Genomic DNA, 19,199 nt, shown 5'->3' with positions numbered 1-19,199 from the left:
CTGTGAATAATTTTTTTCCAACCAAAACAGCAATGGTTACACTCATTGCATGTTGCTTAGTCGTAATTATATCTCTTGGAATTAGACAAACATTTGGTTTGTTTTATTTTGATTTCTCTACAGATCTTGACATCACTATTTCTCAGTTTGGTTTTGCAATGGGTTTGCAATTATTTTTATGGGGTGCTTTCAATCCTCTGTTTGGAGTTATTACAGATAAGTACGGAGGTAATATTGCCATTTTCATTGGTTTCTTTTTTTATTTATTAGGAGTTTTTCTTTTTTATTTGGGTTTTAATACTGGAGTTAATTTTATTTATACAATAGGTATTTTGATAGGAGTAGGTTTAGGATCTACAGCAATCAGTATACCCGTTTCTGTTGTTGCTAAACATTATCCAGCATCGAGAAGGACAATGGCCACAGGAATAGTCACAAGTGCAGGTTCTTTTGGTTATTTTGTTTCGCCTTTGATTGTAAGTTATTCTCTTGTTGAAAATGGTTGGGAGAGCACGATGCTTTACTTCTGTTTTTTATTGGGACTAGGATTAATCATTTCTTTGTTTGTTAGTACTCCAAAAACTCCGGTTGGCGTTAAAGATAATAACAATCAAACCGCGAGAGAGGCTTTGAAAGAAGCACTTAATAATAAAAGTTTTATTTATTTAACTTTAGGATTTTTTGTATGTGGATGGCACATAGCACTAGTGGCAACACATATACCAACTTATATGGTAGACAAAGGTTTGCCTGACTGGTGTGCAACAACTGTTCTTTCATTAATAGGACTTTTTAATATGGTAGGAACTATTGTGAGTGGTTATCTGGCAACAAAATATAGTAAAAAATATTTATTGAGTGCAATTTATTTATTAAGAGGTGTCTCTATAATTGTTTTTATTTCTTTTCCCCCAAGTGTAATTAATTCAATAATATTTGGTATTACGTTTGGTTTCTTGTGGCTTTCTACCGTTCCACCAACAAATGGTATAGTTGCTCATATATTTGGAACAAAGTATGTGGGAATGCTTTATGGTATCGTGTTTGTGAGTCATCAATTTGGATCATTCTTAGGAGCATATTTAAGTGGAGTTTTTTATGAACTTACAGGAAATTTTGATTATGCATGGTACGGATCTATCGCATTATCAATTTTTGCAGGTTTGATACATTTGCCTATTAATGAAAAAGCGATTGAAAGAACTCAACCGGCATAAATTTAATCCTTATTTAGAGGATCTTTATCAATCAGATAAACCTATGATTATATACAAGGTAAGTGGAGGATATGATATTTATACAGATTTTTCTAAAAAGATTATTTTAACAAATAAAAATATTAATAATTTTTTAAACAATTTTAATAAATCAAAAAAAAAATCAGAAACAGATATGTTTATAGGTTTTTTTGGCTATGAAATTTTATGCAATTTGCTTGGATTAAAAATTAAAAAACAAAAAAAGTTAAATTTTTATAAAGGTATATTTTATAAACCTGAAACAGTAATAAAAATAAGAAAAAAAATTTCAATATTTTCTAAAATTAAGAAACAAAAGTTTAACAGCAGCTTTAAACCTACAAAAATATTATCAGCTTTTAAATTAAATATTGATTTCAAAAAATATGAAAAAATTTTTAATGTTTTTTCAAAAAAAATTAGACAAGGTGAAACCTACCAAATTAAAATTTGTACAAAATACAAAAATAAATCAGATATAGATCCTATCAATTTTTTTTGGAAATTAATGAAAGTTAATGCTTCTCCAGAAGCCTTTATGATTAGAGATAAAAATTACTCTATAGTAAGTTGCTCACCTGAAACATTAATAGATAAAAAAGGACTAAATATTTTAACAAAACCTATTGCTGGAACACTTAGAAAAAATAAAAATCTTAATAAAACTAAAGCGTTAAGTTTTTTTAGAAGAAATATAAAAGAAACCAAAGAACATAATATGATTGTAGATATGGAAAGAAGTGATCTTTCAAAAATTTGCAATCCAGGAAGTGTAAAAATTATTAAAGAGAAAACTGTCGAAGAGTATAAGGATCTTTATCACTATGTTACTTTAATTAAAGGAATATTAAAGAAGGGTGTTAAAAATATTGATATAATTAAAGCCATGATGCCTGGAGGTTCAGTAATAGGTTGTCCTAAAATAAGCACTCTAAATCTTTTAAATAATCAAGAAAAAGAAAATAGAAACATTTACACAGGAAGTTTTGGTTATATGAAATTTAATGGAAATATGAGATTTAATATTATTATTAGATCAATTTTAAACTATAAAAATACATCAGAAATTTCTGTAGCCTCTGGAGTTGTTGTAGATAGTAATGCCAAACATGAATTTAATGAAAATTATATAAAGGCAAAAGCATTAATAGACTTGTTTAAATGATTTATGTTATTGATCATAAAGATTCTTTTACTCATAATGTAGTGCATCAACTTTCTATATATGATGAAGTTGAGTGCAGTGATTTTAATGAAATTAATTACTCTAAACTTCACAAAGCTTCAACAATAGTACTATCACCAGGGCCAGGTTCACCAAAAGATTATCCTTTAACAACTAAAATTTATAAAAAATTTAAAGGTAAAAAAAAAATACTAGGAATTTGTTTGGGATTTCAGCAAATCTTATTTTCTGAAGGAGGAAAAATAGTTGAACAAAATAAAATTTATCATGGTTTTCAATCCAATGTCATAGTGAATAAACAGAGTAAGTTATTTAAAAAAGGTCAAATTTTTAAAGTAGGAAGATATCATTCATTAAAATTAAGAGAGCCTTTTAAGGCTAAAAATTTTGATATAACTATGAGATGTGCTATCTCAGGTTCTGCAATGTCTATAGAAAATAACGTTGATAAAGTTTATGGATTTCAATTTCACCCAGAATCATTTTTAACAATCAATGGTAACACTCTTATTAAAAAAATCTTATCAATTAAGTAATCTTAAAGAAGTTTCTTTTAAAGATCTTTGGGGGTCCAGAGGTGTATTTACAACAATGCGAATGGTTGGAAAACCTTCTAAGTTAATATTGTTAAAACCACATATCGAAAACTTAATTAAATCTACAAAAAAATATGGAATTAGAAAAAAAAACTTAAAGAATATTATTTTAGATCTAATTAATAAAAATACACTCTACAAAGGTCCTGACAATTTATTTCGAATTGCTTTAAATAAAAAACTAATATCTGTTTCGATAAGACAAAGACCAAAACTTAAAAAAAAATTTAGTCTTTTATTGTTTAAATATAAAAGAATTGAACCAAATTATAAAAATCTTTATTATAAAAAAATTTTAGCAAAACTTAGTAAGGTTGACTCATCTAAATTTGATATTGCTTTAGTTGCTAACAATAAAATATTAGAAACTGGTACTTCAAATTTAGTTTTTGTTAAAAATGGAAAAATATTTTCTCCAAAAAAGAATTGTTATTTTGGAAACACACTTAAGTTCATAAGTAAAAAAGTTAAAATTACTTTTAAAGATGTATCAATTAAAGAAATTAATGATTATGAAGAAATAATTCTTATTGGATCAGGAAAGGGAGTTACATCAGTATCAAAAATAGATGAATTAAAATGGAAAAGTCGAAATAATGTTTCCTTTAATAAACTTAGAAAAATATATAATACTCTAATTTAAATATGAGAGATCCTAACAATCCTTGTTTATTCTGTGATTCAAAAAAAAGTGGTATTGCTCATGAAAATGATCTTGCTTACGCAAGTTACGATTCTTATCCTGTTTCTGATCACCACTGTTTAATAATTCCTAAGCGTCATATTAAAGATTATTTTGACATGACAAATGATGAATTGATTGCTTGCAATGATCTTATCCAAATAGTTAAAAAAGAAATTCTAAGTAAAGATGTTAATGTTAAAGGATTTAATATTGGTACAAATGCTGGTAAAATTGCAGGTCAGTCTATAATGCATTGCCATATACACTTGATACCAAGAAGAGAAGGTGACGTTGATAACCCCCAAGGTGGGGTAAGATCAGTAATTCCTAATAAACAACATTACAAACGTAAACCATAAGTTGTTATTAATGACAATATTGACCAATAGTTTTAGTTGAACTCTTTATTTAACTAGACTAGAAAATCTCAAATTAACTTTATAAATAATTAAAAATTATGCTATCTACAAATCCTTTTTCAATTTTAGCTGAAACAGTTTCACCTTTTGCAATGCAAAGCTTCATAATTGCTATGGTAATTTTGATTGCAGCAGGAACAATTATACAAATGATTGTTCACAAAAACGTTACTTATTTTTTTAATAATGCCAAAAAAGCTAGAGCTAATGCTGTTAAGGAATTGAGTTCAGGAGAAAGAGCTTCAATCATTGCAAAGACAACAGTTTATGATATCGGCACAACTGCAGAACTTGGATTTGGAAAAAGAAGACTTGCACATGTTCTTGGTATGTATGGCACAATATTATTTTGGGTTGCATCAGCAGTTTTAGTATTCTGTTATACAGGGGCTGATAAACCTACTTCATCTACGTGGTCAATGGTTTGGCATGTAGGAGCAATACTTACATGTGTTGGTGGTTATTGGTTTTGGTTTTTTTTAAGAGTAGATGTATCTGCTGAAGCGCATCCTTGGTACAGAATAATTAAAGCTGATTTATTTGTTTTAGCTTTATTAGCTTGTTCGACTTTTGGTTTGTTGTGGTCTTACACACAATCTAATGGTCAAGCAGGTTTATCTTATTTATTTTTGACTTTATTTGTTCTTTCAAATTTAGTTTTATTTGGAGGAGTTTATTGGTCTAAATTTGCACACATGTTTTATAAACCTGGTGCAGCAATCCAAAAAAATTTAGCAGAAGCAGATGGTTCGCGAGACAACTTACCTCCTCCTGCTGACGCGCCTGAACAGTTTGGTTTAGGTATTAAAAGAGAACAACCTAAACACTATTAATATGATGAAATTAAAAAAGGAGAATAAATAATTATGTCAACTTTCGTATACATGACAAGATGTGATGGCTGTGGTCACTGTGTAGATATTTGTCCATCAGATATTATGCACATAGATGAAAATATCAGACGTGCAAAAAATATTGAACCTAACTTTTGTTGGGAATGTTATTCATGTGTAAAAGCATGCCCAAATCATGCAATAGACGTAAGAGGTTATGCTGATTTTGCTCCTATGGGTCATAGCGTTAGAGTTAGAAGAGAAGAAGAAAAAGGAACAATTTCATGGAAGATCAAATTTAGAAATGGAACAGAGAAAAACTTTGTTTCACCAATTACTACAAAACCATGGGGTAAATTTATTCCAAAGCTTGCTGAAGGTGATAAACCAAACCAAGGTGAGATTAATTCACAAAGACTTTATACTGAGCCAGAAGGTTTAAATATTGATGGTGAGTTACCATCAGTTCCAAAAGAGTCGTTTAAAAAAGGAGTTTACTACTAATGGCTAGACATAAGACACATTACGAAGATTGCGATATATTAGTTGTTGGTGGTGGTATGGCTGGAACGGGTGCTACGTTCGAAGCTAGACACTGGGGAAGAGATATGAAAATTGTTTGTGTAGAAAAAGCAAACATAGATAGAAGTGGAGCAGTTGCCCAAGGTCTTTATGCAATCAATTGTTACATGGGCATGCAATGGGGAGAAAATCAACCTGAAGACCATGTTAGATATGCAAGAAATGACTTAATGGGAATGGTTAGAGAAGATTTAGGTTACGACATGGCTAGACATGTAGACTCTACTGTTCATATGTTTGATGAATGGGGTCTTCCAATGATGAAAAATGAACAAACTGGAAGATATTTAAGAGAAGGTAAATGGCAGATCATGATCCATGGTGAAAGTTACAAACCTATTGTTGCTGAGGCGGCAAAAAAATCTGCTGACAAAATTTATAATAGAATAATGATCACTCATTTACTTATGGATGAGTCTCAAGATAATAGAATTGGTGGAGCTGTTGGCTTCAACATGAGAACAGGTGATTTTCATGTGTTTAGAGCAAAAGCTGTAATAGTTGCAGCTGGTGGTGCTTCTCATATCTTCAAACCAAGAGCAGTTGGAGAAGGAATGGGTAGAACTTGGTATGCTCCATGGAGTAATGGTTCAGCTTATGCTCTTCCTATTGCTGCTGGAGCTAAAATGACACAAATGGAAAATAGAATTGTGTTATGTAGATTTAAAGATGGTTATGGTCCTGTTGGAGCTTATTTCTTACACTTAAAAACATATACTCAGAATGCTAATGGGGAAAATTATGAGAAGAAATGGTATGATCAAACCAAAGAGTTAGTTGGCGAATATATTGATCATCACCCAACACCTACTTGTTTAAGAAATCATGCTTTCATTCAAGAAGTTGCTGCTGGTGGTGGACCAATTCATATGGTTACAACTGAAGCTTTCCAAGATCCACATTTAGAAACAGTTGGTTGGGAGAATTTCTTAGGAATGACTGTTGGTCAAGCTGTAGTATGGGCGTCTCAAAACATTGATCCTAAATACACAAATCCTGAGTTAACAACTTCAGAACCTTATGTAATGGGTTCACACGCTACTTGTTCAGGAGCTTGGGTAAGCGGACCAGAAGATTTATCTCCACCAGAATACTTCTGGGGATATAACAGAATGCTTACAATTGATGGGTTATTTGGTGCTGGAGACACTGTGGGTGGAAGTGCTCACAAGTTTTCATCTGGATCTTTCACAGAAGGTAGATTAGCTGCTAAAGCTGCTGTTAAGTATATCGAAGATAAAAAAGCCGAAGGAGTTAAGGTTTCAGACAAACAATGTGAGGATTTTAAAGCTATGGTATACAAACCACTTGAAAACTTCACTGTTGCACAAAATGAAATCACTGGTGGAACTGTTTCTCCGAGCTATATATCACCAATCCAAGGTCTACAAAGACTACAGAAGATTATGGATGAATATGTAGGTGGAATTACATCTAATTACATGACTAATGGTAATATGTTGAAAAGAGGCCTTGAATTGCTTGAATGGCTTCAAGAAGATCTTGAGCATGTTGGTGCTGAGGATTATCACCAATTGATGAGAGCTTGGGAGTTGAAACATAGAGCTTTAACTTCTCAGTGTGTAACTGAACATACTTTATTTAGAGAAGAAACTAGATGGCCAGGATACTATTATAGAGGAGACCATATGAAACTTGATGATGATAATTGGCATTGTCTGACAGTTTCAAGAAGAGATCCAAAAACTGGTAAATTTAGTATGGAGAAGGTTCCTGTCTACCACATAGTGGATGAGAACGAGAAGAAAAAAGCTTCTTAAGATACTTTAATTAGAATTAGATAAGTTATGGATATTTTATCAAAAAAAGATGATGAAATATATGAGTTGGCTAAACCTATTTGGTTCAACTTGGTAAAATCGTCAAATTTAAAAGATTATGGTGGATTTACTAGAGATTTTTCAACTCAGATGCTCTTTGGAGCTAATGAGGTAGAGCTTGGAAAACAATGGGCTAACAATAAGCTAATTACAAATCTTCACGAAACATTTGAGCCTTTTGGGTGTCTTAGAAGAGGAGAGCATATAACCGTTCTGATAAAACAGACCAATAAAGAAATTCCAGGAGAATTTTTGGGAAGGTTAGTTTTAGGTGTTGAGGATGAAATGGTTAAAGTTTTTGGTGCTACGATCTATTAGAAAAAAATTTATCTAATATTAAAATAATATTTGACAATTTGTTCTCTGGGTGTATTGACGCACTTAATGCAATTTTCTAACGTAAAAATTTTCAATAAACTAACTAGCTTAAAAGTTTCTTTAATGAAAACAGGTATATTTTTAAGTCTAGCTGCTTATTGGGGGGTTATTATAGTTGGAACTTTTATTACTTTTAACTAAGTTGTTTTTAAACAATTTATTTATTTAAATGGATGTATTTTTACCCATCGCTCAAGTTTTTGTTAATCCAATAGAAATTTTAATTTTAAGCGCAATCGTTGGTGTCCTTTCTGGATTGTTTGGAGTGGGAGGTGGTTTTTTAATGACACCTTTTTTAATTTTTTTAGGCATTCCTCCTGCATACGCTGTTGCAAATGAAGCAAACAATATCTTAGCTACTTCAGTTTCTGGTTCAACAACACATTACTTAAAAAACACTTTAGATTACAAAATGGGTTTAATGATTGTCATTGGTGGAGCCATAGGTACCTCATTAGGAATTTTTACCTTTTCTTATTTTAAAGGTATCGGGAAAATAGATACCGTAATCTCTTTAGCTTACATGTATATTTTAGCAATCATTGGATCTTTAATGTTAGTCGAAAGTCTTGGTGAAATAGATAAAGCAAAAAGAAACATTTTAGTTAAAAAAAAATTACATGTTCATTATTGGATCCATGGTCTTCCTTTAAGAATGAGATTTCCAAAATCAAAATTATATGAAAGTATTTTTACCCCAATAGTTATTGGTTTAGTAGTTGGTTTTATTGCTGCAATAATGGGAATAGGTGGAGCATTTATATTAGTGCCAGCAATGATTTATATAATTAAGATGCCAACTAAACTTGTTCCTGGAACATCGCTTTTTGTTACTATTTTTGTAAGTGTAATTGTTACTTTCTTGCATTCATTTAATTATGGTTCGATTGATTTACTTTTAGTTTTTCTACTTGTTATTGGATCTATAATTGGTGTTCAGATTGGACAAAAATTAGGAGAAAAAATTGATAGCTCAGGATTACGAGCATTGATGGCTATTTTGATTTTAGCAGTTGGTATTGCTATTGCTTATGACTCATTTTTTGCAGATCATGATACAAATTCAACAACCACTTCTGTAATTCCTGATTTAAATTTTTTCTCACAATTTATTTTAGATTTTTCTAATGAGATGCCATTCTTTTATGGCTTATTTTCAATTATGTTTGCTATATTTTTAGGTGTTGCAGCAGCTTTTATAAGAAGGTTTTTTTCAAATTTTAAAAAACAAATGTTGATGAAATCTTAATTAAATAAGTAAAGATATAATTCAATAGTTCCTAAACAAACAATTCCAACAGTAGCCATTCCCACAAATCCAACTACAAAAGGTTTGTATCCCATATTTTTTATATCTCTTAAATTAGTAGACATACCAATTGCTGCCATTGCCATTGTTAGGAATATTTTTGATAAAGATTTAATGTTATCTACAGTGCTAAGCCAAATTTCACTATTGTTTGTAATATAAATTTGATCACCAACATTTCGAACAATAATCATTGCAACAAATCCAAGGACAAAATAGGGAAAAATATCAATTATTGAGTATTTTTTTTCTTTAGATTGGCCTCTGTTATAAAGATACGCAAACAAGGGTATCATAATAATCAAAAAAGTATTTCTGATTAGTTTAGTAACTGTTGCTACATTTAAAGTCTCTGGACTATTGAATTGCTGATCATAGATCAATCCAGCAGCTGCTACTTGTGCTGTTTCGTGTATAGAAGTTCCTAAAAACAAACCGATTAGAAGTGGTTCCCCATTAAAATAAAAATTTGCAAAGTATGGATAGATCAGCATTGAAAGAATTCCAAACAAAGTGATGTTTGCAATTGCATAGGATATCTCATTTTTTTTGGCACCAATAACAGGAGCAGTTGCCATGATGGCTGTTGTTCCACATACTGTGCTTCCTATAGAAATTAGATAAGCCATATTTCTAGGAATTTTTAATTTATTGATTAAAAGTTTAATGACTACCAATACACTTACGATACAAATTACTATTAAAGGAATAGCAATTGCACCAAATTCTAGAAACTCAAAAGGTTTTAGTTGAATACCCAAGCAAATAATACCAAGTTTTAAAATATTTTTTTGAGTAAAATCCAAACCTCTTATGAAACTTTCTCTTATTTTAAAAACATTTCCAAAGAACATTCCTAAAAGGATTGCTATCATTGCAGTGGATATAGGACTTTTTTCATATCCTAGTAACTCTGTGCCTATAATATTGTTAAAACCTTGCGATAGCGTGTAAAGAACAAACGCAAGTATAATACCAGGTAAAAGTACCAGGTACTTATTTTTAGACATAAACTAGGGTTATTTGTTAAGCACTTCTGTAAAGCTTAGTCATTACAAATTCTCTATGACCTAAAGCTTCAGCACAAGTTAACCTTCCATTAGCTGTTCGAATAGTTGCTTTAATTAGTTCATCACCAGCTTGATCCAAATTCATTTCTCTAGAAAGTATTTTAGAAACATCACAGTCAATATGTTCTTTCATGCTGACTGCTGTTAATGGATTAGCTGTTAATTTTACAACTGGTTCAATTGGGTTTCCAATAATATTTCCTTGTCCCGTTGGGAATAAGTGAATATTAAAACCTCCAGCAGCTTGCAAAGTAACACATTCTGCTGCAGCTGAAGAAGTATCCATAAAATATAATCCTGGACCTTTTTGTGGTTCTTCAGCAGGTGTTAAAACATCGACAAATTGTCTTGAACCTATTTTTTGGAAATTTCCAAATGCTTTTTCTTCAATCGTAGTAAGTCCTCCAGCTATATTTCCCGCAGTAGGTTGACTTTCTGATAAATCATCTGTTGCTTCTTTTAAAATGAAATCATTGTATTCATTCCAAGTTTTTTTAAACTTCTCTTGTGCCTCTGGAGTTTTACCTCTTTTTTCACAAACTGTTTCAGCACCTGTAAGTTCTGAAGTTTCACCAAAACATAAATGAACTCCTAATGGCTCTAATTTATCCATTAAATTTCCAACTGTTGGATTAGACGCAAGACCTGAAGTAGTGTCAGACTCACCGCATTTTACCGAAATCCAAAGATCACTTATTGGACATTCTTCTCTTTGTTTTTCAGAAGCCCACATTGAAAATTCTTGAGCTTTTTTTGAAGCTTTCATGATTGTTTCAATGTCACCAGCACCCTCAATACTGAAACCTTCAACAGGTTTTCCAGTTTTTGCCACTTCATCAACAATTCTTTTAGTCCATTTAGGCTCAATGCCAATAATTATAGCAGCAGCAACATTTGGGTTTTTTGCTGTACCTATCATTGTTCTAAAATGTAACTCTAAATCAGCACCAAACTGTAATCTTCCATACGAGTGAGGTAACGCAATTGTGCCTTTAATATTGTTTGCGACAGCTTCTGCACAAGCATTTGAAATATCATCAACAGGCAAAATGATTACATGATTTCTTGTTCCAGCTCTGCCATTTTCTCTTTTATAACCTAAAAAACTTTTTGGGATTTCCATATTACTACCACTTCTTTGTTTTAACGTTGTGAACATGTACGTGTTCACCTTTTTTGATTGATTTGACTACTTTACCAATATCATGACCGTATTTAATAATAGTGTCACCTTCATTTAAATCGTTCATTGCAATTTTGTGTCCTAGAGGGATTTCATCTTCAGATTGAATGTTAACTGTCTTGTCATTTTCCATAATCCAGCAAGAGCAGTCCTGTTTTGGAGTGATTTTTTCAATAACAACTACTCCTACGTTGTCTTTTTCGTCGTGTATAATGATGTCTGTAGCCATAATGTTGTGTCGAATTGTTTGTTTGAAATTTAGGAAATCTTATATATTAATCGCGAAAATTGACAAACGAATTTTATAAATTCTTAATAATTATACTTTAGAGGGGTTCTAGTCTTATGACAAAAATGACAACAGAAGAAGCTTTTGTAAAAGTTTTACAAATGCACGGCATTGAGCACGCTTTTGGAATTATCGGTTCTGCTTTTATGCCAATATCAGATATTTTTCCTGATGCAGGAATTACTTTTTGGGATGTAGCCCATGAAACAAATGGTGGTTTAATTGCTGATGGTTACACAAGAGCTACAGGTAAAATGTCTATGGTCATTGCACAAAACGGACCAGGAATAACAGGACTAGTAACTCCAATTAAAACAGCATATTGGAACCACACACCTCTATTGTTGGTAACACCACAAGCTGCAAATAAAACTATGGGCCAAGGTGGTTTTCAAGAAGTAGAACAAATGAACCTGTTTAAAGACATGGTTTGTTATCAAGAAGAAGTTAGAGACCCATCAAGAATGGCAGAAGTTCTAAACAGAGTAATTGAAAAAGCTATAAGAGGCTCAGCCCCTGCACAAATAAACGTTCCTAGAGATTACTGGACGCAAGTAATAGATATAGATCTTCCTCCAATAGTTAGACTTGAGAGACAAGGTGGCGGTTCTGATGCAATTAATAAAGCAGCAGATTTATTATCTAACGCAAAATTTCCTGTAATACTTTCGGGTGCTGGTGTTGTGATTGGTGGAGCTATTGATGCTACTAAAAATCTTGCAGAAAAATTAGATGCACCAGTATGTTCTGGTTATCAACACAACGATAGTTTTCCTGGAAGTCACCCACTAGCAGTAGGACCTTTAGGTTATAATGGTTCTAAAGCTGCAATGGAATTAATTTCAAAAGCTGATGTTGTTTTAGCACTAGGTACAAGATTAAATCCATTTTCAACCTTACCAGGATATGGAATTGATTATTGGCCAAAAAATGCAAACATCATTCAGGTTGATATCAATCCTGATAGAATTGGTTTAACTAAAAAAGTAACTGTTGGAATTAGTGGTGATGCAAAATTAGTTGCAGAGCAAATTTTAGCAAAACTATCTTCAAACGCTGGAGATACTGATAGACAAGCTAGAAAAGATTTAATTCACCAAACAAAATCTGCATGGTTACAAAAACTTTCAAGTTTAGATCATGAAGATGATGATGAAGGAACAGTTTGGAACAAAGAAGCTAGAGAAAGAGATGCAGATCGAATGTCACCAAGACAAGCTTGGAGAGCAATTCAATCTGGTATGCCTGATGATGTGATTATTTCAAGTGATATTGGAAATAACTGCGCCATTGGTAATGCTTACCCAACTTTTGAAAAACCAAGAAAATATTTAGCCCCAGGTTTATTTGGACCTTGTGGTTATGGATTTCCATCTATACTAGGTGCAAAAATTGGTTGCCCTGATACTCCTGTAATTGGTTTTGCAGGTGACGGAGCTTTTGGAATTAGCATGAACGAAATGAGCTCATGTGCAAGAGAAGAATGGCCTGCAATTACAATGGTAATTTTCAGAAATTATCAATGGGGTGCAGAAAAAAGAAATACCACTCTATGGTTTGATAACAATTTTGTTGGAACCGAGTTAGACCCTGAATTAAGTTACGCTAAAGTTGCTGATGCATGTGGCTTAAAAGGTGTAACAGTGAGAACAATGGAAGAAACAACAAATGCAATCAAGCAATCTTGTGAAGATCAAAAGAAAGGAATTACAACATTTATTGAAGTAATTCTAAACCAAGAGCTTGGAGAACCATTTAGAAGAGATGCAATGAAGAAACCGGTAAGAGTTGCTGGTATTAACAAAGCTGACATGAAACCTCAAAAATCTTTAAATGGATGATGTTAAAATAGGTTCTAATAGAAGTTTTGGAATTGTATTTTTTGTAGTTTTTTTAATTATAGCAACATATCCATTAATTAATGGCGATGAGTTAAGGCTATGGTCCTTAATTATATCAATTATTTTTTTATTCCTTGGATTAATAAATTCTAAAATTTTAAATCCATTCAATAAACTGTGGTTTAAATTTGGAATTTTTCTTGGAAAAATAATTTCACCATTAGTTATGGGTATTATATTTTTTTTAGTTGTTACACCTATAGGACTACTGATGAGATTGTTAAATAAAGATTTATTGAATTTAAGATTTAACAACAATGGTTCTTATTGGATTGAAAAAACTGAACCAAAAAGTAAAATGAAAAATCAATTCTAACATGAGTTTTATAAAAGAATTTTGGGAATTTTTAAAAGTAAGAAAAAAATATTGGTTGTTACCAATAATAATAGTTTTAGTTTTATTTGGTGGATTAATCGTTTTAACTCAGGGTTCGGCAGTAGCTCCATTTATTTATACTATTTTTTAAAGTGAAGTCCATTCTAGGAATATCTGCTTTTTATCATGATAGTGCAGCATGTATAATTCAAGATGGCGAAATTATTGCTGCAGCACAAGAAGAAAGATTTACAAGAAAAAAACATGATTCTAATTATCCTAAAAATGCAATAAATTTTGTTTTAAATTATTCAAATTTAAAATTAAGTGAAGTTGACCAAATAGTTTTTTTTGAAAAACCTTTTTTAAAATTTGAAAGATTATTGGAAACTTATGTTGCTTTTGCTCCAAAAGGTTTTGTTTCTTTTAGTAAGGCAATGCCATTATGGATTAAAGAAAAACTTTTTCAGAAAAATTTACTGTTTAACAAATTAAAAGAACATGATGAAAATTTTAAATCAGATGAAAATATTTATTTTTCAGATCATCATTTAAGTCATGCAGCTAGTGCTTTTTTCCCATCTCCATTTGAAGAAGCTATTGTTTTAACCGCTGATGGTGTGGGAGAATGGGCAACAACTACAGTGGCTGTTGGTAAGGGAAATGATTTAGAAGTAAAAAAAGAAATACAATTTCCACATTCTTTAGGACTGTTATATTCAGCATTCACTTACTATACTGGCTTCAAAGTTAATAGTGGAGAATACAAGCTCATGGGATTAGCTCCGTATGGTTCGCCAATTTTTCAAGAAAAAATAAAAAAACTTATAGATGTTAAGGATGATGGAACTTTTCGCTTAAATCAAAAGTATTTTAATTATGCAACAGGTTTAACCATGACTAATGATAAGTTTCATAAATTATTTGGTCAAGAACCTCGTGACCCTAAAAAAGATCAAATAACCCAATTTCATATGGATATTGCCTCTTCTATTCAACATGTAACAGAAGAAATAATGATCAAACTAGCAAAAGGAATTCGAAATGAATATGGTATTAAAAATTTATGTCTAGCAGGAGGTGTAGCCTTAAATTGTGTAGCTAATGGCAAAATTTTAAAAGAAAAAATCTTTGACAATGTTTGGATTCAACCTGCTGCTGGAGATGCAGGAGGTTCGTTAGGTGCAGCACTTGCACTTTGGCATATTGAACAAGGCAATACCAGAAAAATAAATAAAAACGATAGCATGAAAGGTTCATATTTAGGATGTGAGTTCAGTCAACAACAAATAGAAAAAGAGCTAAATTCATTAGGTGCTAATTTTCAAATAGTTGAATATGAAAGTTTAATAGAAAAAACAGCAGAATTTTTGGCAAACGAGAAAGCTATTGGGTGGTTTCAGGGTAGAATGGAATTTGGTCCAAGAGCATTAGGTGCGAGATCTATTTTAGGTGATCCAAGATCTGATAAAATGCAAAAAAATCTTAACCTAAAAGTTAAGTATAGAGAGAGTTTTAGACCTTTTGCACCCTCAATTTTAAGAGAAGACTTATCAAAATGGTTTGATCTCGATGTAGAAAGTCCATACATGCTCTTAGTTTCAGATATTAATGCTGAAAAAAAAATAGAAATGACAGAACAACAAAAACAATTATTTGGTATTGATAAATTAAATATTAAAAGATCTGAAATACCAGCTGTTACTCATGTAGACTATTCTGCTAGAATACAAACAGTCACAAATAATACCAATAAAAATTATTTTGATTTAATTACAAAGTTTAAAGAAAAAACAGGATGTCCTGTAATAGTAAACACTTCTTTTAATGTAAGAGGTGAACCAATTGTCAACACACCAACAGATGCTTTTAATTGCTTTATGGGAACAGAATTGGATTATTTAGTAATAGGAAATTGTATTTTAAATAAAAACGATCAAGATCCAAGTCTAAAGAAAGACTATACAAAAGAATTTGAATTAGATTAAACTAATCTATATGCAAGTTCAGAATGACAGTGGTTGCAGTTGGATTAATGATCTTAATCCAAGAACAAACATCAATTCTCTTTTATCAAACGAAGAGTGTGACTGGTTAATTATAGGAGCAGGCTATACAGGTCTTTCTGCTGCAAGAAAATTAGGACAAATAAATTCAAACTTAAAAATTATACTTGCAGATGCTCAATTAGCAGGCGAGGGTGCCAGTGGAAGAAATTCTGGTTATTTGGTTGACACAACATTGAATGATGGTTTCACATCAAATAAAGAACTGCAAAATTATAAAAAGAAAGCTGATATTTATTCATTAGGAATAGATGTAGTAAAAAAATTCATTAAAGAACATCAAGTTGATTGTGATTGGAATGAAAGTGGAAAATATTTTGCTTCGTCAAAAATTGAGGATAAAAAAATTTTAGAAAATTTTTCAAATACTTTGTCCAAGTTAGGGTTTGAACACAGTCTATTAGGAAACAAAGAATTGTCTGAAAAATTAGGGACTAGTTTTTATAATATTGGACTTTATACAAAGGGTGGTATTTTACTACATCCAGGAAAATTAGTTAGAGCAATGATTGAAGCTCTACCATCTAATGTTATTTTGTATGAAAATTCTTGTTTGTTAAATTGGTCTAAAAATAAAGATTTAATTTCTTGTAATTTTAAAAACGGAATAATCAAAACAAAAAACATTATTTTTGCTACAAATGGTTTTTTGAAATCGTTAGGAATAAAATCAAATTATAATTTCCCTATTACTTTAACTGCTAGCATGACAAGAAGATTATCCGAAGAAGAATTTAAATCTATTGGAGAGCCAAAAGAATGGGGTGTACTACCAGTAAGACCAATGGGTGCAACAATTAGAATGACAAAGGATAGACGAGTTTTGATAAGAAATACGGCAGAAGTTCACAATCCATTTGGTATGTCAAATTCCACTCTTCAAAAAAGATCTTTAAATCAGAAAATTGGAATAAAAAAAAGATTTCCTCAATTACCAAATGATATAATTAAATCATCTTGGTCTGGAATTGTTTCAAGAACCAGGAATAGTTCTCAAATATTTGAAAAAATTGATAAAAATATTTTTGCTGCTGGTTGTTACAATGGTTCGGGTATTGGTGTAGGAACTTTATTTGGTGAACAAATTGCACTTAAAGCAATTGATGAGAGAACAAATGAAATAAAAACAATTGAAGCAAGAAACAAACCTACTTGGTTACCACCTCAACCTTTTTTAAATATAGGAATAAAAACTAGATTAATTTATGAACGTTTAAGAGCTAAATCAGAAATCTAAATGGTTTTAATTTTTTGATTTATCACGAGAACAGCACCAATTATCAAAATTGGAAGTCCTATAATCAGATTATATTGCCACTCTAAATTTTCAAATATTGTTGAAATAATTAATGCTAATACAGGCATTACAACACCAACATAACCAGCTCTTCCAGGTCCAACTTTTTCAAGTAACTTTAGATAAGAAATAAAAGCAAATATTGAACCAAAAATTGAAAGATATAGAAGTGAAGAAATATAGCTGAAACTAGTTTCAAACATCAACTCAGCTCCACGAAATCTTGTAATTATTAATGTAACTATTGAACCATAAAACATAGCATATGCTATTGTTTGTATTGGTGAAAAATTATTATTTAAATTTCTTTGATGGACCATATTACCTGTTGATGCACTAAATGTTCCAATTAGAGCTAGAAACAATCCTATATGGGTTCCTTCGCTAAAACTAAAATTAAAAATTTCATCATTAAAAATGATTAAAATACCCACCATACCAATTGATGCTCCAATTATTGTTTTTAGAGAAGGTTTCTTCTTAAAATATAAAGTTTCACCAACTATATTCATTATAACAACAGTTGAAAACACGATAGCTGGGAAAGCACTTATTAAATATGTGTTAGACAGATAAAAGAAAACATAATTTACTGAATACAAGCAAATTCCAAAAAACAAAAACCAAAAATGCTGATTAATAGAAAATTTTAATTTTTTTTTTTTAATTATTAAAAAAATGAAAATTATAAATGAAGCTATTAAAAATCTATAAAAAACAGAGACAAGTGGATCAACATAACCCAATTGAAATTTAATTAAATACCAAGTGGGTGACCAACAAAAAAGTGTAATTGTAAATAAAAGTATATTGTTCATCTATGGAGTTAATTTTTAAGCTTTTTAAAATAATAAGATAGGTTACGTTTAATTTAAAAATCAATTTTTTTGATTATCTCATTAAATACTCTTAGGGTTCCTTTCTTATTCCAGTGGATATCTCCATAAATAAAATTATCAAAAATAAATTGTCTATTATTTTCAGATTTAAAAATATCGTATAAATTTATTAAATTTATATTGTTTGATTTGCTGAATTTTTCCCAAAAAGGACTATGTTTTTTATCTCCATATTGAATTTGTGCTGGCCAAGGATAGATAATTAAGTAGGAGTCTATTTTATTTTGATTCAGTAGTTCAAACAGCTTTTTAAGATATTTTTCACTTTGAGCCAATCCTTGACTTACTTCAAGATATTTATCTTCATTAAAAGTCCAAAATCCACGATCAATATGTGTCATTCTGTAAAAAATTGCATCATCTCTAGATGTATTAAAAAAACTCCTATTTAAACTTTTTGATGCTTTATGTTTTAGTTTTAAATAATTTTTAATTTCTTCAGTTTTATCTGAAATTAAATACATTATACGAAATGTGAGAGTATGGTCCCTAAGAAACCATCCTAGGGAATAAATCTTGTTTTTAATTTTTCTCTCTAAGGTTTGTTTTTCTTTAGGAATTTCAGAAATAATATTCTGGTTATCATCAAATTTAATAAACAATTCATCATAAATGTCTGATAAATCTAAAAAAACTAGAGCTTTATCAAAAACATAACCTTGAGATAAAAAAAAATCAGTTTTTTTAAAATAGATACTCGGTGAGTAAGATTCAACAGCACTATTTAATATTTCATAATTATTACCAAGTTCATTTTCTAATAAACCCGCAAACGTATGTTCGTAATCATATCCGGAGCCCTCTATAAAAGAGTCTCCAATTAAAAGAATCCTAGTTTTTTCAGTATTTTCTAAAATTTCTTTTTTTGATGAGTCTCTGAAACCTATAGAGTTAGTGATAATTTTTCTTTTAAGTTTTCCACCCCAAGTTTCATAAACCTCTACGTTTGGTTTTAAATCATGATGGTAAACTTTAGATATAATTCTATGAGACTTATCTTCCCATTTCTCATTTTTCCAGAAACTTGTATTTTTTAAAAAAAGAATGGTTAGAATGGAGTCTAAAATAAGAACAATTAAAAAAATTTTTAAGAATTCTTTCATTTAAATTT

The 19,199-nt window shown here is 30.6% G+C and carries 20 protein-coding genes; 15 read left to right on the top strand and 5 right to left on the bottom strand.

The genetic code is table 11. From position 1 onward, the window contains the following. Nucleotides 1-2 precede the first annotated feature (2 nt). The 10 genes from ACTTAO_RS00385 to ACTTAO_RS00340 all read left to right on the top strand — a co-directional run bounded on the left by ACTTAO_RS00385 (nucleotide 3) and on the right by ACTTAO_RS00340 (nucleotide 9,007). Nucleotides 3-1,217, top strand: coding sequence for an MFS transporter (locus ACTTAO_RS00385; RefSeq protein WP_440690274.1), 1,215 nt, complete (start codon nucleotides 3-5; stop codon nucleotides 1,215-1,217). After that, entirely contained in the window at nucleotides 1,183-2,403 is a 1,221-nt protein-coding gene (locus ACTTAO_RS00380) for a chorismate-binding protein (protein ID WP_440690272.1), read from the top strand. The genes ACTTAO_RS00385 and ACTTAO_RS00380 overlap by 35 nt, the downstream gene beginning before the upstream one ends. Beyond that, the gene (locus ACTTAO_RS00375; RefSeq protein WP_440690270.1) at nucleotides 2,400-2,960 is read left to right on the top strand and encodes an aminodeoxychorismate/anthranilate synthase component II; all 561 of its coding nucleotides are present in this window, start codon (nucleotides 2,400-2,402) and stop codon (nucleotides 2,958-2,960) included. The genes ACTTAO_RS00380 and ACTTAO_RS00375 overlap by 4 nt, the downstream gene beginning before the upstream one ends. After that, the gene (locus tag ACTTAO_RS00370; RefSeq protein WP_440690268.1) at nucleotides 2,920-3,663 is read left to right on the top strand and encodes an aminotransferase class IV; all 744 of its coding nucleotides are present in this window, start codon (nucleotides 2,920-2,922) and stop codon (nucleotides 3,661-3,663) included. Before ACTTAO_RS00375 ends, ACTTAO_RS00370 begins: the two co-directional genes overlap by 41 nt. A gap of 2 nt (nucleotides 3,664-3,665) precedes the next feature. Further along, the gene (locus tag ACTTAO_RS00365; protein WP_440690266.1) at nucleotides 3,666-4,064 is read left to right on the top strand and encodes an HIT family protein; all 399 of its coding nucleotides are present in this window, start codon (nucleotides 3,666-3,668) and stop codon (nucleotides 4,062-4,064) included. 98 nt (nucleotides 4,065-4,162) lie between these two features. Continuing rightward, nucleotides 4,163-4,957, top strand: coding sequence for an adenylyl-sulfate reductase (locus ACTTAO_RS00360; RefSeq protein ID WP_440690264.1), 795 nt, complete (start codon nucleotides 4,163-4,165; stop codon nucleotides 4,955-4,957). 33 nt (nucleotides 4,958-4,990) lie between these two features. After that, the gene (gene aprB, locus ACTTAO_RS00355) at nucleotides 4,991-5,461 is read left to right on the top strand and encodes an adenylyl-sulfate reductase subunit beta (protein ID WP_075506608.1); all 471 of its coding nucleotides are present in this window, start codon (nucleotides 4,991-4,993) and stop codon (nucleotides 5,459-5,461) included. Next, nucleotides 5,461-7,320, top strand: a complete 1,860-nt coding sequence (gene aprA / locus ACTTAO_RS00350; protein WP_262589350.1) for an adenylyl-sulfate reductase subunit alpha — start codon at nucleotides 5,461-5,463, stop codon at nucleotides 7,318-7,320. The genes aprB and aprA overlap by 1 nt, the downstream gene beginning before the upstream one ends. Nucleotides 7,321-7,347: 27 nt before the next feature. Beyond that, nucleotides 7,348-7,698 carry a hypothetical protein gene (locus ACTTAO_RS00345; protein WP_075506610.1) on the top strand — a complete coding sequence of 117 codons (351 nt, stop codon included), beginning with the start codon at nucleotides 7,348-7,350 and terminating at the stop codon, nucleotides 7,696-7,698. A 229-nt stretch (nucleotides 7,699-7,927) separates the two neighbouring features. Next, on the top strand, nucleotides 7,928-9,007 hold the full coding sequence (locus tag ACTTAO_RS00340; protein ID WP_440651280.1) for a TSUP family transporter: 1,080 nt from the start codon (nucleotides 7,928-7,930) through the stop codon (nucleotides 9,005-9,007). On the opposite strand, the gene ACTTAO_RS00335 is transcribed toward ACTTAO_RS00340, so the two are convergent. Genes ACTTAO_RS00335 through ACTTAO_RS00325 form a run of 3 tightly spaced genes read right to left on the bottom strand, consistent with a single transcriptional unit; the run spans nucleotide 9,004 to nucleotide 11,549 of the window. Then, nucleotides 9,004-10,077, bottom strand: coding sequence for a YeiH family protein (locus ACTTAO_RS00335; RefSeq protein ID WP_440690262.1), 1,074 nt, complete (start codon nucleotides 10,075-10,077; stop codon nucleotides 9,004-9,006). The two genes, ACTTAO_RS00340 and ACTTAO_RS00335, sit on opposite strands and share 4 nt — an antisense overlap. Nucleotides 10,078-10,093: 16 nt before the next feature. Beyond that, the gene (locus ACTTAO_RS00330; RefSeq protein ID WP_075506613.1) at nucleotides 10,094-11,260 is read right to left on the bottom strand and encodes a UxaA family hydrolase; all 1,167 of its coding nucleotides are present in this window, start codon (nucleotides 11,258-11,260) and stop codon (nucleotides 10,094-10,096) included. A 4-nt stretch (nucleotides 11,261-11,264) separates the two neighbouring features. After that, complete coding sequence (locus ACTTAO_RS00325; RefSeq protein WP_440614486.1) at nucleotides 11,265-11,549, bottom strand: UxaA family hydrolase; 285 nt, start codon at nucleotides 11,547-11,549, stop codon at nucleotides 11,265-11,267. A gap of 116 nt (nucleotides 11,550-11,665) precedes the next feature. On the opposite strand from ACTTAO_RS00325, the gene xsc reads away from it, so the two are divergent. Genes xsc through ACTTAO_RS00300 form a run of 5 tightly spaced genes read left to right on the top strand, consistent with a single transcriptional unit; the run spans nucleotide 11,666 to nucleotide 17,129 of the window. Beyond that, complete coding sequence (gene xsc / locus ACTTAO_RS00320) at nucleotides 11,666-13,450, top strand: sulfoacetaldehyde acetyltransferase (RefSeq protein ID WP_440690260.1); 1,785 nt, start codon at nucleotides 11,666-11,668, stop codon at nucleotides 13,448-13,450. Continuing rightward, a complete protein-coding gene (locus ACTTAO_RS00315; protein WP_440690258.1) occupies nucleotides 13,443-13,826 on the top strand; it encodes an SxtJ family membrane protein in 384 nt (127 codons plus the stop codon). Before xsc ends, ACTTAO_RS00315 begins: the two co-directional genes overlap by 8 nt. Before the next feature lies 1 nt (nucleotide 13,827). Next, the gene (locus ACTTAO_RS00310; protein WP_428080239.1) at nucleotides 13,828-13,977 is read left to right on the top strand and encodes a DUF5989 family protein; all 150 of its coding nucleotides are present in this window, start codon (nucleotides 13,828-13,830) and stop codon (nucleotides 13,975-13,977) included. Nucleotide 13,978: 1 nt separating this feature from the next. After that, nucleotides 13,979-15,814 carry a carbamoyltransferase family protein gene (locus tag ACTTAO_RS00305; protein WP_440690256.1) on the top strand — a complete coding sequence of 612 codons (1,836 nt, stop codon included), beginning with the start codon at nucleotides 13,979-13,981 and terminating at the stop codon, nucleotides 15,812-15,814. Nucleotides 15,815-15,824: 10 nt separating this feature from the next. Next, on the top strand, nucleotides 15,825-17,129 hold the full coding sequence (locus tag ACTTAO_RS00300; RefSeq protein ID WP_440690254.1) for an NAD(P)/FAD-dependent oxidoreductase: 1,305 nt from the start codon (nucleotides 15,825-15,827) through the stop codon (nucleotides 17,127-17,129). On the opposite strand, the gene ACTTAO_RS00295 is transcribed toward ACTTAO_RS00300, so the two are convergent. Continuing rightward, nucleotides 17,126-18,007 carry a DMT family transporter gene (locus tag ACTTAO_RS00295; RefSeq protein ID WP_440690252.1) on the bottom strand — a complete coding sequence of 294 codons (882 nt, stop codon included), beginning with the start codon at nucleotides 18,005-18,007 and terminating at the stop codon, nucleotides 17,126-17,128. The genes ACTTAO_RS00300 and ACTTAO_RS00295 overlap by 4 nt on opposite strands. Before the next feature lie 53 nt (nucleotides 18,008-18,060). Next, nucleotides 18,061-19,191 (bottom strand): hypothetical protein, encoded by a 1,131-nt coding sequence (locus ACTTAO_RS00290; protein ID WP_440690250.1) that lies wholly within the window; start codon nucleotides 19,189-19,191, stop codon nucleotides 18,061-18,063. Nucleotides 19,192-19,199 lie beyond the last annotated feature (8 nt).

The sequence above is a fragment of the Candidatus Pelagibacter sp. HIMB1782 genome, assembly GCF_052047475.1.
In the GTDB taxonomy this organism is placed as follows: Bacteria; Pseudomonadota; Alphaproteobacteria; order Pelagibacterales; family Pelagibacteraceae; genus Pelagibacter.
Note: the sequence above shows the minus strand (reverse complement) of the source record. Positions and strands in the feature narration are given on the sequence as shown.

Coding starts and splice junctions, on each gene's coding strand:
- ACTTAO_RS00380 (WP_440690272.1), top strand. CDS start 1,183: ATGAAAAAGCGATTGAAAGAACTCAACCGGCATAAATTTAATCCTTAT.
- ACTTAO_RS00375 (WP_440690270.1), top strand. CDS start 2,400: ATGATTTATGTTATTGATCATAAAGATTCTTTTACTCATAATGTAGTG.
- ACTTAO_RS00370 (WP_440690268.1), top strand. CDS start 2,920: ATGGTAACACTCTTATTAAAAAAATCTTATCAATTAAGTAATCTTAAA.
- ACTTAO_RS00365 (WP_440690266.1), top strand. CDS start 3,666: ATGAGAGATCCTAACAATCCTTGTTTATTCTGTGATTCAAAAAAAAGT.
- ACTTAO_RS00360 (WP_440690264.1), top strand. CDS start 4,163: ATGCTATCTACAAATCCTTTTTCAATTTTAGCTGAAACAGTTTCACCT.
- aprB (WP_075506608.1), top strand. CDS start 4,991: ATGTCAACTTTCGTATACATGACAAGATGTGATGGCTGTGGTCACTGT.
- aprA (WP_262589350.1), top strand. CDS start 5,461: ATGGCTAGACATAAGACACATTACGAAGATTGCGATATATTAGTTGTT.
- ACTTAO_RS00345 (WP_075506610.1), top strand. CDS start 7,348: ATGGATATTTTATCAAAAAAAGATGATGAAATATATGAGTTGGCTAAA.
- ACTTAO_RS00340 (WP_440651280.1), top strand. CDS start 7,928: ATGGATGTATTTTTACCCATCGCTCAAGTTTTTGTTAATCCAATAGAA.
- ACTTAO_RS00335 (WP_440690262.1), bottom strand. CDS start 10,077: ATGTCTAAAAATAAGTACCTGGTACTTTTACCTGGTATTATACTTGCG.
- ACTTAO_RS00330 (WP_075506613.1), bottom strand. CDS start 11,260: ATGGAAATCCCAAAAAGTTTTTTAGGTTATAAAAGAGAAAATGGCAGA.
- ACTTAO_RS00325 (WP_440614486.1), bottom strand. CDS start 11,549: ATGGCTACAGACATCATTATACACGACGAAAAAGACAACGTAGGAGTA.
- xsc (WP_440690260.1), top strand. CDS start 11,666: ATGACAAAAATGACAACAGAAGAAGCTTTTGTAAAAGTTTTACAAATG.
- ACTTAO_RS00315 (WP_440690258.1), top strand. CDS start 13,443: ATGGATGATGTTAAAATAGGTTCTAATAGAAGTTTTGGAATTGTATTT.
- ACTTAO_RS00310 (WP_428080239.1), top strand. CDS start 13,828: ATGAGTTTTATAAAAGAATTTTGGGAATTTTTAAAAGTAAGAAAAAAA.
- ACTTAO_RS00300 (WP_440690254.1), top strand. CDS start 15,825: ATGCAAGTTCAGAATGACAGTGGTTGCAGTTGGATTAATGATCTTAAT.
- ACTTAO_RS00295 (WP_440690252.1), bottom strand. CDS start 18,007: ATGAACAATATACTTTTATTTACAATTACACTTTTTTGTTGGTCACCC.
- ACTTAO_RS00290 (WP_440690250.1), bottom strand. CDS start 19,191: ATGAAAGAATTCTTAAAAATTTTTTTAATTGTTCTTATTTTAGACTCC.